The 12,217-nt window shown below is 72.2% G+C and carries 8 protein-coding genes, 1 pseudogene and 1 riboswitch; of the genes and pseudogenes, 3 read left to right on the top strand and 6 right to left on the bottom strand.

Going from position 1 to position 12,217, the window contains the following annotated elements; genetic code table 11:
• Positions 1 to 486 (bottom strand): annotated as a pseudogene (locus H283_RS0122920) (HNH endonuclease); the annotation flags it as partial.
• Between the two features lie 506 nt (positions 487 to 992).
• Positions 993 to 1,112: riboswitch (SAM riboswitch) on the top strand.
• 90 nt (positions 1,113 to 1,202) lie between these two features.
• Between H283_RS0122920 and H283_RS0122910 the strand changes: the two are divergent.
• The 3 genes from H283_RS0122910 (at position 1,203) to recQ (ending at position 5,618) form a co-directional block, all read left to right on the top strand.
• Complete coding sequence (locus tag H283_RS0122910; protein ID WP_020145868.1) at positions 1,203 to 2,519, top strand: bifunctional o-acetylhomoserine/o-acetylserine sulfhydrylase; 1,317 nt, start codon at positions 1,203 to 1,205, stop codon at positions 2,517 to 2,519.
• Positions 2,520 to 2,560: 41 nt separating this feature from the next.
• The gene (locus H283_RS0122905) at positions 2,561 to 3,619 is read left to right on the top strand and encodes an LD-carboxypeptidase (RefSeq protein WP_231372354.1); all 1,059 of its coding nucleotides are present in this window, start codon (positions 2,561 to 2,563) and stop codon (positions 3,617 to 3,619) included.
• A gap of 91 nt (positions 3,620 to 3,710) precedes the next feature.
• Positions 3,711 to 5,618: a DNA helicase RecQ gene (recQ, locus tag H283_RS0122900; RefSeq protein WP_231372353.1), complete on the top strand. Its 1,908-nt coding sequence runs from the start codon at positions 3,711 to 3,713 to the stop codon at positions 5,616 to 5,618.
• 13 nt (positions 5,619 to 5,631) lie between these two features.
• On the opposite strand, the gene H283_RS0122895 is transcribed toward recQ, so the two are convergent.
• From H283_RS0122895 to neuC, 5 genes are all read right to left on the bottom strand, one after another.
• Positions 5,632 to 7,518 carry a Na+/H+ antiporter gene (locus tag H283_RS0122895; protein WP_020145865.1) on the bottom strand — a complete coding sequence of 629 codons (1,887 nt, stop codon included), beginning with the start codon at positions 7,516 to 7,518 and terminating at the stop codon, positions 5,632 to 5,634.
• A gap of 62 nt (positions 7,519 to 7,580) precedes the next feature.
• Positions 7,581 to 8,780, bottom strand: coding sequence for a DegT/DnrJ/EryC1/StrS family aminotransferase (locus H283_RS0122890; RefSeq protein WP_020145864.1), 1,200 nt, complete (start codon positions 8,778 to 8,780; stop codon positions 7,581 to 7,583).
• Positions 8,777 to 9,946 carry an SDR family NAD(P)-dependent oxidoreductase gene (locus H283_RS0122885; protein ID WP_020145863.1) on the bottom strand — a complete coding sequence of 390 codons (1,170 nt, stop codon included), beginning with the start codon at positions 9,944 to 9,946 and terminating at the stop codon, positions 8,777 to 8,779. The genes H283_RS0122890 and H283_RS0122885 overlap by 4 nt, the downstream gene beginning before the upstream one ends.
• Entirely contained in the window at positions 9,943 to 10,998 is a 1,056-nt protein-coding gene (locus tag H283_RS0122880; RefSeq protein ID WP_020145862.1) for a nucleotidyltransferase family protein, read from the bottom strand. The genes H283_RS0122885 and H283_RS0122880 overlap by 4 nt, the downstream gene beginning before the upstream one ends.
• The gene (neuC, locus tag H283_RS0122875; protein WP_156023405.1) at positions 10,995 to 12,215 is read right to left on the bottom strand and encodes a UDP-N-acetylglucosamine 2-epimerase; all 1,221 of its coding nucleotides are present in this window, start codon (positions 12,213 to 12,215) and stop codon (positions 10,995 to 10,997) included. The genes H283_RS0122880 and neuC overlap by 4 nt, the downstream gene beginning before the upstream one ends.
• Between the last annotated feature and the right edge of the window lie 2 nt (positions 12,216 to 12,217).

Below are 12,217 nucleotides of genomic sequence, written 5' to 3'. Positions count from 1 at the left end.
GGACCGGGCGTGCGCGCGCCGCTGGGCGGCGCCGCGGGCATCGACCGAGGCGACGGCCCGCCGGAGCCGGGCGGTGAAGGTGCGTTGCGCGACGGGCTGCCCGTCGCGGGTCGGGGCGAGCACGGCCTGCGCGACGGTGGTGACGTCCGTGTCGGGCAGCGCCGTGGTGTCGGAGGCGACCTGCAGCACTCGGTGCAGCGAGGTGATGCCCCGGGCCAGGGCGGCCATCATGACCCGGTGACGGCGCGGTGCGGTCGCGACCGCGACCCGGCGGGCGACCTCCCCGACGCCGACACCGGTGGCGAGGGCGATCTCCTCGGTGACGACCCTTTCGGGCGAGACCCGGGCCGAGACCCGGGCCGCCGCTGCGGCGGGCAGGGCGTCGATCTGCTGGGCCTCGATCGTGGCCAACGCGCCGTACGCGGCGAGCAGGTCGGCCTCCAGACGCGCCTTGGCGACCTCGAGCGCCTGGATCTGATCCAGCACGCGCTCCCCAGCCCGAGCCAACCCCTTCAACGCCGAAGCCGCGGCAGCTCTCTCACTGCCAGCCACTCGGGCTGAACCGAGGCCACCCACCCGCCCGGGCGACACCGCGGACCCCTGCGCCGGGACCGGCGCAGCATCCGCGCGCAGCCGTGCGAGGACCGGGTCCATCGCGCGTGCCCAGTGCCGCGGGTCGGCGGACCACTGCACGCGCAGCACCGGCCAGCACCCTCCCGCACGCGCACCGGCCGGCTCGACCGGTGACGGGGTGAACGGCACGGCGAGCCTCCTCTCGATGGTCTTCTGATACCACCATTAGAACACGTGTTCGAGTCCGACTCAAAGAGCGAAAGACACAGCTGTGGACAACGAGTTCCCGTGCCCTGCAAGTGATCCCACCTGGGCGACAACCGGTGAGCCTTTCGGCAGACCCCGTGTCTGCGACCTCTCGTCCACGATGAGGACACGCCCTCCCACGTGGCGGACACGCATACGTACACTCGCCGGTAGGTCATGAGCGCCAGCGACAAGCCCCGGCTCGCTGGCCGGCAACCCTCCAACCGCGGTGGGGTGCCCCGGGTGAAGACCTGGCCCGTCGACGCCACCCGGCGCTCGGGCAAGCGCGGAGAGCCTCTCTCCCGCACCGACCCGTCGGTGCACGGGGCCCGGTCACACGGGACCCCGGTCAGCGACACGACCCAGGAAGAGCAGGACGACCGATGACCGAGCCCAACTGGTCCTTCGAGACCAAGCAGATCCACGCCGGCCAGGCACCCGACAGTGCCACGGGAGCCCGCGCGCTGCCGATCTACCAGACGACGAGCTACGTCTTCAACGACACCGACCACGCCGCGAACCTCTTCGGGCTCAAGGAGTTCGGCAACATCTACACCCGCCTGATGAACCCGACGACCGACGTCGTCGAGCAGCGCATCGCCGCGCTCGAGGGCGGTGTCGGCGCGCTCCTCGTCGCCTCGGGCCAGGCCGCCGAGACGCTCGCCGTGCTCAACATCGCCGAGGCCGGTGACCACGTCGTCGTCTCCCCCAGCCTCTACGGAGGGACGTTCAACCTCTTCAAGCACACGCTGCCGAAGTTCGGCATCGAGGTCGGCTTCGTCGAGGACCCGACGTCGATCGACTCGTGGCGCGCCGCGATCCGCCCCAACACCAAGCTCCTCTTCGGCGAGACCATCGCCAACCCCAAGAGCGAGATCCTCGACATCGAGGCGGTGGCTGCCCTCGCCCACGAGCACGGCGTACCGCTCGTCGTCGACAACACCGTCGCGACGCCCTACCTCATCCGCCCCATCGAATGGGGGGCCGACGTCGTCGTGCACTCGGCGACGAAATACCTCGGCGGTCACGGCACCTCGATCGCCGGCGTCATCGTCGACGCGGGCACCTTCGACTTCGGCGCCGACCCGGAGAAGTTCCCCAACTACAACACGCCCGAGGAGAGCTACCACGGGCTCGTCTTCGCCCGTGACCTCGGCGTCGGCAGCCCGCTGGGCGCGAACCTCGCCTTCATCCTCAAGGCCCGCGTCCAGCTGCTGCGCGACCTCGGGCCGGCCGCGTCGCCCTTCAACGCGTTCCTCATCGCCCAGGGCATCGAGACGCTGTCGCTGCGCATCGAGCGCCACCTCGAGAACGCGCATCAGGTCGCCGCCTACCTCCAGGGGCATGACCAGGTCGAGAAGGTCGTGTGGGCCTCCTTGCCGGACAGCCCGTTCCACGCTCTCGCGGAGAAGTACACGCCGCGTGGGGCCGGCGCCGTGCTCTCGTTCGAGATCACCGGCGGCCTCGAGGCGGGCAAGAAGTTCGTCGAGGCGCTGACCCTGCACAGCCACGTCGCGAACATCGGCGACGTGCGCTCGCTCGTCATCCACCCGGCCTCGACGACGCACTCCCAGGGGCCCGACGCGGACCGCCTCGCCGCCGGCGTGACACCGGGTCTCGTCCGGCTCTCGGTCGGCATCGAGCACATCGACGACATCGTCGCCGACCTCGAGCAGGGCTTCACGGCCGCCAAGGCCTGACTCACCCACCACGGCCCGAAACCGGGCTGAAGCGGATCGGCATGGCTGGCACGATGGCAGCCATGCCGATCCGCTACCCCGCCCCCCTGCGCCCCGGCGACCGGATCGGCGTGACCTCGCCGAGCTCCGGCGTCTCCGACGAGCTCTGGGGACGGTTCACGTATGCCGTCCAGTGCCTCCGCGACCGCGGCTTCGACGTCGTCGTGGGCGAGCTCAACCACGCGCCGAGCCACGTGAGCGGGCCGCGCGAGGCCCGCGCCGCCGAGCTCATGGAGATGCTCCTCAACCCGAGCATCCGGGCGGTCGTCCCGCCATGGGGTGGTGAGACGGGCATCGACCTGCTCGACCTGCTCGACCTCGACGCGGTCGCCGCTGCTGAGCCGACGTGGTGCGTCGGCTTCTCCGACACCTCGACCTGGCTGACCCCGCTCACCCTCACGACCGGGATCGCGACGATCCACGGGCAGAACCTCATGGACACCCCGTATGCCGTGCCGGACGGCATACTCCACTGGGTCGACGTGGCGGGCGCCGCGGCCGGGGACGAGCTGCGGCAGCACTCCCCCGGGCGGCACCGCTCCGGTGGCTGGGACGACTACGCCGGCAACCCGACGGTCTCCGAGATGACCCTCGAGGGCCGGGGCACGTGGACCCGCATCGATCCGGGCCACGAGGGCGAGGCGGTCACCGTGACGGGACGACTGGTCGGCGGCTGCGTCGAGACCGTCGGCTTCCTCGCGGGGGGAGCCTTCGGCGACACGGGCGGCTTTGCCGCACGGCACGCCCCAGAGGGCCTGCTCGTCCTGCTCGACATCTGCGAGTGGAGCTCCTACGACATCTGCCGCGCCCTGCACGCGATGCGCCTGCACGGTTTCTTCGACGCCGCAAGAGGGATCCTCGTGTCCCGGACCAGCGCGCCCGAGCCGCACGGCTTCACGCAGCACGCAGCCGTCGTCGACGCCCTGGGGATGCTCGGCGTGCCCATCGTCGCCGACGTCGAGTGCGGCCACGTCGCGCCGTTCCTCGCGCTCGTGCAGGGCGCCATGACGACGGTCGTCCACGACGGCGACACCCACACGGTCACGCAGCGGCTCGTCTGAGGCCGGTCGGCGGTGGCGGGTACGCTCGCCGGGTCATGGAGAAGCAGCTGGTGGGCCCGAGCCCGAGTTCGTCGCCGAGGTGAAGGCCGAGGTGACGGCCGAGGTGACGGGCGAGGCACCCGTCGCCACCGACGAGGGCCCGCACGACGAGACGGCCGCCGGTCGCGTCCTGCACGACGTCTTCGGCTTCAGCGCGTTCCGCGGGGCCCAGCAGGCGATCGTCGACCGCGTCGTGGCGGGTCACGACACCGTCGTGCTCATGCCCACCGGGGGCGGCAAGTCCCTGTGCTACCAGCTGCCCGCGCTCGTGCGGCCCGGCGTCGGCGTCGTCGTGTCGCCGCTCATCGCGCTCATGCACGACCAGGTCGAGGCGCTGCGCCTGCTCGGGGTGCGAGCGGCCTTCTGGAACTCCACCTCGTCCGCCGAGGAGTCCGACGCCGTCCGCCGCGACGTGCGTGAGGGCCGCCTCGACCTGCTCTACGTCGCGCCCGAGCGACTGCTCATGCCCTCGTTCCTGCATATGCTCGACGATGCGGCCACCGGCGCCGGCATCGCACTCTTCGCCATCGACGAGGCGCACTGCGTGTCGCAGTGGGGGCACGACTTCCGGCCGGAGTACCTCCGCATCGCGGAGGTCACCGCGCGGTTCCCCGGGGTGCCGCGCATCGCCCTGACCGCCACGGCCGACGCACTCACCCGCACGGAGATCCACCAACGGCTGCGCCTCGACGGCGCCGCCGAGTTCGTCTCGAGCTTCGACCGGCCCAACATCCGCTACGTCGTCGAGGAGAAGAGCGACGCGCGCGCCCAGCTGCTCCGCTTCCTCGAGACGGGCCCCGACGGCGCGGGCCTCCGCGGCTCCGCCGGCATCGTCTACTGCCAGTCGCGCAAGCGCACCGACGAGATCTCGGCGTTCCTGCGCCAGCAGGGCTACGACGCGATCGCCTACCACGCCGGCCTGCCCAACGAGGCGCGGGCCGCCGCCCAGCAGCGATTCCGTCGTGACGAGGGCGTCATCGTCGTGGCGACCATCGCCTTCGGCATGGGCATCGACAAGCCCGACGTGCGGTTCGTCGCGCACGTCGACCTCCCGAAGAGCCTCGAGGGCTACTACCAGGAGACCGGGCGCGCAGGTCGCGACGGCGAGCCGGCGGTGGCGTGGATGGCCTACGGCCTCGCCGACGTCGTGCAGCAGCGCTCGTTCATCATGAGGTCCGACGGCAGTCCCGAGCACCAGCGCGTCGACTCGATGAAGCTCGACGCGATGCTCGGCTACGCCGAGGCCTCCTCGTGCCGCCGGCGTCTGCTGCTGGCCTACTTCGACGAGGAGTCCGGCGACTGCGGCAACTGCGACACCTGTCTGGAGCCGCCAGAGCTCTGGGACGCCACCGTGCCCGCGCAGAAGGTGCTCTCGGCCGTGATCCGCACCGGCCAGCGCTTCGGCGCGGGGCACGTCATCGACGTGCTGCTCGGCAAGCGCACCGACAAGATCGTGAGCTGGCAGCACGACCAGCTGCCGACCTTCGGGGTGGGCAGCGATCTCGCGGACCGGGAGTGGCGCTCGGTCATCCGCCAGCTCGTCGCGCGCTCGGTGCTGGTCCCCGACCCGGGCCGGATGGGTGCCCTCACCATCACAGAGGCGGCCCGACCGATCCTCGACGGCGTGGAGACGGTCGAGCTGCGTCGGCTCTCGGCCGCCCCGGCACGCAGCCGTTCCTCGGCTGGCTCACGCTCGCGCTCGGCGAGGCCCGGGGACGGCGCCGGGGCCAGCCCTGCCGACCGGGCGCTCTTCGAGCTGCTGCGCACGCAGCGGCGGTCGATCGCCGACGCCGAGGGCGTGCCGGCCTACGTCGTGCTGCCCGACCGCACGCTGTGGGAGCTGGTGAGGGCCCGACCGGGCAGCACGGCCCAGCTGCTCACGGTCAACGGCATCGGGCCGGTCAAGGCGGAGAAGTACGGCGCCGCGTTCCTGACCCTCCTGGCCGAGCACTCCGGCTGAACGAGCCGCGGCTTCAGCCGACGACCTCGTCGACGAAGCACCAGCGCCAGGCCTCACCCGGCTCGATGGAGCGCATCACGGGGTGCTCCGTCTCGTGGAAGTGCGCCGTGGCGTGCTTCATCTCGGACGAGTCGCAGCAGCCGACGTGCCCGCACTGGAGGCACAGGCGCAGGTGCACCCACGTCGTGCCGTCGCGGAGGCACTCCTCGCAGCCCTCGGGCGTGCGCGGCTCGACGCAGGAGTCGGTGTCCTGGAGGTGCTCGCAGGGAGCCTCGATCGTGTCCACGGGCAACATCTCACTCTCTGCCAGGCGGCTCTCCTGGTCGTCGATGCGGTCGAGCATGGTCTCCTCGAGGTCCAGCGAGCTGAGCACGACGCGCAGCACGACGTGGTCGGCCCGCCCCTCGTCGCGCAGCCTCAGCACCTCGTCGCGCTCGGCCTGCAGCATCTGCATCCGGGCACGTCGGTAGCGGACGCTCGGGGTCTCGTCGTCGTTGCCGCTGCGGGGTCCGAGCCGTTCCCACATCTGGTTGAGGCGGTCCTCGGACCTCGACCGCAACATGTCGCGGGTCGCCTCGTCGACGTCGTCCATCCGGTCGAGCACGTCGAGCCCGGACCGGGTCGCGGCCTGGAGCACCGTGGCCGCCTGGAGCGCGTCCTCGCGCGGGTCCGGCCCTCGCACGTCGAGCCAGCGGGCCAGGGCCGGCAGCGTCGTGCCCTGGATGAGCAGCGTGCCGACGGTGACGACGACGGCGATGAGCACGAGCACGTCCCGGTGCTGGGTCTCCTGGGGCAGCAGCAGGGCCGCGGCGAGCGTCACCACGCCCCGCATGCCGGCCCACGACAGGACGACGGTGTGAGACCACGGTGCCTGCGCCTCGATGCGGAACACCTGGGTGCTGAGGAAGCGGAACGGCACGACCCACAGGGGCCGCAGGACGAGCACCGCGACGAGCGTGCCGACCGCGGCGAGGGTGATCTGCTGCGCAGACAGCTCCGAGCTGCGGACGCTGTCGAGGACGTAGAAGACCTGCAGCCCGATGAGGAGGAAGACGGCGTTCTCGAGGAGGAACTGGATCGAGGTCCAGTTGATCCGCTCGCTGAGGCGCGAGGCGCCGGTCTGGGTGCGCGGCGACTTGTGGCCGAGGACGAGGCCCGCGGTCACGACGGCGATGACGCCCGAGGCGTGCAGCTCCTCCGCCGGGACGTAGGCCGCGAAGGGCACCATGAACGACAGCACGGTGTCGAAGGCCGGCTCGGTCGAGAAGTGCCGCCGCAGCACGGAGACGACGAGCGCGACCCCGACACCGATCGCGATGCCCCCCACCGACGCCCAGGCGAAGTCGAGCACGACGCCGCCGAAGGACACTCCGCCGGACGACACGCCCGCGGCGAGTCCGGCCGCGGCGAGGGCGGTGCGCAGCGAGACGAGGGCGGTCGCGTCGTTGACGAGCGACTCCCCCTCGAGGATGGACACGAGCCGGCGCGGCAGCCCGATGCGCCGGCCCACCGCCGTGGCCGCGACCGCGTCAGGCGGGGCGACGACGGCGCCGATCGCGAAGGCGACGGCGAAGTCGAGGCCGAGCGCCCACCGCAGGAAGAGCGCCACCCCGAGGGCCGTGAAGAGCACGAGCCCGACGGACAGGCTGAGGATGACGCCGCGGTTGTTGCGGAAGTCCACGAGCGACGTCTGGATCGCGGCGGCGTACAGCAGGGGCGGGAGGATGCCGAGCAGCACGACCTCGGGGCTCAGGGCCACCTCGGGCACGAACGGCAGGTAGGAGCCGAGGATGCCGATGACGATGAGGACGAGGGGCGGCGGCAGGTCGAACCGGTCCGCGAGCCAGGACCCCCCGAGGACGGTGGCTGCGATCGCGAGCAGCCCGATGGCGATCTCCACGTCGACATCCTGCCCCACGCCGGGGCGCGGTGCGTCGGCCGTCCGGCCCGGACGGCGCCGGCCTAGACGAAGAAGGAGCGCACCGCCGCGATGACACGGTCCTGGTCGGCGTCGGTCAGCTCGGTCGCGCAGGGCAGCGAGAGACCGCGGGCGAACAGGCCGTCTCCGACAGCCCCGCCGACGAGCGGCGCCGACAGGAAGGGCGGCTGGTCGTGCAGCGGCCGCCACAGCGCCCGCGCCCCGACGCCGAGCCCGTTGAGGTGCGCGAGGAACTCGTCGCGCCCACGCCCGTCGGACTCGGGCACGAGGACCGAGTAGAGCCAGTACGTCGCGTCGAGTCCGTCGACGCGCGGCGGCAGGACGAGAGGCAGGTCGGCGAAGGCCGCGTCGTAGCGGGACGCGATGCGGTGCTTGGCCGCGACGAACTCGTCGAGCCGCTCGAGCTGGGCGAGGCCGAGGCCCGCCGCGATGTTCGTGAGGCGGTAGTTGTAGCCGACCTCGTCGTGGAGGTAGCCGACGTCGGGCACCTTCGCCTGGGTCGTCAGGTGGCGCGCCCGGGCAGCGAGGTCGTCGTCGTCGGTGACGATCATGCCGCCACCGCCCGTCGTCGCGATCTTGTTGCCGTTGAAGGAGAAGCAGCCGATCCGGCCGACCGTGCCCGTGTGGCGCCCGGCGTAGGGCCCAGCCGTCCACGTCGCCCCGAGCGACTCCGCGGCGTCCTCGAGCACGGGTATGCCGTGCCGGTCGCAGGCGTCCATGAGCGGTCCCATGTCGGCGGGCTGACCGAGGACGTGGACGATCTCGACGACCTTGGGCTGGGCCTCCCCGGCGGCCGCACGGCGGTCGAGCTCGCCCACGAGCAGGGCCGGGTCGATGTTCCACGTCGTCGTCTCGGCGTCGACGAGGACGGGCCGGGCGCCGCAGTAGGCGATCGGGTTGACCGAGCCGACGAACGTGAAGTCGGAGCAGACGACGTCGTCGTCGCGCTCGACCCCGAGCAGGATCAGGCCGATGTGGATCGCGGCCGTGCCGGTCGCGCAGGCGATGGCGTGCTTCGAGCCGACCCGCTCCGCGAAGCGCCGCTCGAACTCCGAGACGAACGGCCCGACGGACGAGACGAAGCCCGACTCGACGGCTTCGAGGACGTAGCGGCGCTCGAGCTCGCCGATGTTGGGGACCGCGAGCGGGATCGTGCCCTCGGGGCCGCGGGCTCCGGGCGCGTGCGCCTCGCCGGTCGCGTGCGCCCCGCCGGTCGCGGTCACCGGTGGTACCGCCCGGCGGTCTCGGGGTCGACGCGCGGACGCAGCCACTCGGCGGTGGCCGCGAGGCCCTCCTCCAAGGACACGGTGGGCGCCCAGCCGAGCACCGCGTTGGCCAGCGACGGGTCGGACAGCAGGATCTGCACCTCGGACCCCTCGGGCCGGATGCGGTCGCTCTCGGTGACGATCTCGGCGTCGCTGCCGGTGACCTTGCGGCACAGCTCGACGACGTCGCCGACCGACACGGTGCGTCCGGTGCCGAGCTGGATCGTCGTGCCGGGTGCGACGTCGGCCAGAGCTGCGCGGACGAAGCCGTCGGCCGTGTCGGCGACGAAGGTGAAGTCGCGCTTGGGCGTCACGTCGCCGAGCTTGAGCTGGCTCGCACCGGCGAGCAGCTGCGACAGCACGGTCGGGATGACGGCGCGCGTCGACTGGCGGGGGCCGAACGTGTTGAACGGCCGCAGCGTCGTCACCGGCGTCTCGAAGGACAGGGCGTAGGACTCGCACATCTTGTCGGCCGAGATCTTCGTCGCCGAGTAGGGAGACTGACCGCGGAGCGGGTGCGCCTCGGTGATCGGCACCGACTCGGGCGTGCCGTAGACCTCGGAGGTCGACGTGTTGACCATCCGCGGCGTGCCGTGGCGCCGGACGGCCTCGAGCACGTTGAGCGTGCCGATGACGTTGGTCTCGACGTAGGAGCGGGGAGCCACGTAGGAGAAGGGGATCGCGATGAGCGCCGCGAGGTGGAGCACGACGTCGACGCCCTCGGTGGTCGACATGACGTGCTCGGGATCGCGGATGTCGCCGAGGACGACCTCGGCCTGCCCGTCGCGGACCGCGGCCTTGAAGGCATCGGACTCGTCGAGCCACCCCGTCGAGCCGTTGGAGTTGTAGAGGCAGAAGGCGCGCACGTGTGCGCCGTCGGCGAGCAGCCGCTCGACGACGTGCGACCCGATGAAACCGTCGGAGCCCGTGACGAGGACGGTCTTGCCCGCGACCGAGCCCTCGACGGGTCGTGCGGTGAGCTCGATCTCAGGGATCTCGCCGTTGGTGCTCTGGCCGGAAAGTGTTGTCACAGCTGCCTTTTCGTCGTCCATGTGTCTTCGTATGCCGTCTGCCACGTCGAGGGTGACCGTGGCCGTCGCGTCGTCGCTCGCGCGAGCGCTCACGTCTCGCCCTTCGCGCGGGCCAGGTCCTTCGGGGTGCCGACGTCGATCCAGTCGCTCTGGATCGGCCAGGCCGTGACCGGCTCGCCACGCTCGAGACACGTCTCGACGAGGCCCGGCATCGTGCTGGCGCGCCCGGTGGGAAGCCAGGCGAGCGCACGCGGCTCGACGGCATACACCGCGGCGTTGATGTCGAAGCTCAGCGTCGGCTTCTCCGAGACGGCCGTGACGCGCCCGTCGGTGCTCTCGACGACGCCGAACGGCACCTCGTGCTGGTAGGTGCGGGTCGCGACGGTGACGGCGGCGCCCGTCCGCCGGTGGGCGTCGAGCAGGTCGCTCGCGTCGAACTCGACCATGAGGTCGCCGTTCATGACGAGCACGGCGTGCTCGAGGTCGGGTCGCTCGTCGCGGAGCAGCGTCAGGGAGCCGGCGGTGCCGAGGGGTCGCTCCGGGTCCTCCCGGAGGTAGCGCACGCTGCACCCGAGCCGGGAGCCGTCCCCGAGGTGCTCCTCGATCTGCTCGGCGAGGTAGTTGACGCTGACGTAGATCTCACGGATGCCGTCACCGACGAGACCGAGGACGATCCACTCGAGGATCGAGCGGCCTGCGACGGTCATGAGCGGCTTCGGGGTGTCCTTGGTCAGGTCGCCGAGGCGCGTGCCGCGACCACCGGCCATGACGACGGCGACGTTGGGCAACGGTGCCGACCCGACGACGTCCGACAGGGTGTGCAGGCCGACGAGGGTGCGGTCGTCGGCGAGCTCGGGCACGGCCGAGATGCGCAGGGCCTGCATGAGGTCGAGGACGAGTGCCCGCGGTGACCCGGCGGCGACGAAGTGCGGCGTCCGCGTGGCGTGGTCGAGGGCGGCGTCGTCGAGGCTCGTGCCCTTGAGGAAGGCCCTGCGCAGGTCACCGTCGGTGAGCAGTCCGGCGAGGCGGTTCTCGTCGTCGACGAGCAGGCAGACGAGGTTGCCGCTGCGGTCCACGACCTCGAGGGCGTCGCGGATCGTCGCGGTGGTCGGCGCGCACGCCGCGCGCAGGTCTCGCGCTGTCACTCCTCCTCCTCCTCGTTCGTGCGGCGGGCCCGTGGCCGGCCCACCACCGGTGCCGGGTGCAGGTCGACGAAGTGCTTGGTCCGTGGGGCGAGCGCCGCTGTCCGAACGATATCGAGGATGGCGGCGCTGGCCGTACCGGTGCCGTAGGGGTTGGCGACGTGGGCCGAGTGCTCCCGCCAGCGGGGGCTGAGCGCGGTGCGCAGTGCCGCCTCGACGGCCTCCCGCCCCTCGGCCGCGTGGACGACGTTGTCGCCCCGGAGCCGACCGCGCTGACGCTCGCCGATGTCCACGGCCGGCACGTGCAGGGTTGCGGCCTCGATGACGCCCGAGCTCGAGTTGCCGACGACGACGTCGGCGGCCGCGAGGACCCGCGGGTAGTCGCGGCCGAGGGCGGCGACGAGCCGGAGGCGGGGCTCGCGTGCCGCGAGGCCGGTCAGCTCCGTGAGGATCTCGTCGCGTCCCTCGTCCATGCCCGGGTGGGTGGCGACGACGGTGCCGCACGTGGCGAGCGCGGCCTCGGCCGCCTCGCGCGCCCATTGCCCGACCGGGGCGCCGGGCTGGGCGGTCGGCGGGTGGTACGTCAGGAGCGCGAGCGGTCGCTCGACGGTCGTGCCGAGCAACTCGCCGAGGTCGGCGTCCGAGATCGGCGACGCGGTCGCCAGGCGGTCCAGACCCGGCGCACCGGTCACGTGGACCCGGTCGGCCGGCTCGCCGAGCTGACGCACCCGCGCCGCGGCGTCCTCGGACGCGACACAGTGCTGGTCGGCGAGCTTCGTGACGGCGTGGCGGACCCGTTCGTCGAGGGCCCCCTCGGTCACCTCTCCCCCGTGCAGGTGCACGACCGGCACTCCGAGCAGGACGGCGGGCGGCACGACGTAGAGCAGCTCCCAGCGGTCGCCGAGCACGACGAGGACGTCGACGTGCTCGTCCCGCAGCGCCCGGCCGCACGCGCGCGCGAGCAGCGCACCCTGCTCGAGCTGCGCGTCGACCGTCACGGCGGTCATCGGCTCGGCGAGCGGCACGACGACGTCCCGCCAGACCTCTCGGGGAGAGCTCGTCGGCAGGGCCGCGACGAGGTCGTCGGCGGCATACATCACCCCGGTCAGGACCCGCAGGGTCACGTCGTTCGCCGACTGCAGGACCTCGAGCACCGCCGAGAGCGGTCCGAGGTCGGCGCGGGTCCCGACGAAGACGGCGACCGTGTGCGTGGGGGCCACGG

The sequence above is a fragment of the Terracoccus sp. 273MFTsu3.1 genome, from assembly GCF_000383675.1.
In the GTDB taxonomy this organism is placed as follows: domain Bacteria; phylum Actinomycetota; class Actinomycetes; order Actinomycetales; family Dermatophilaceae; genus Terrabacter.
This window is presented reverse-complemented; position numbering and strand designations above follow the sequence as displayed.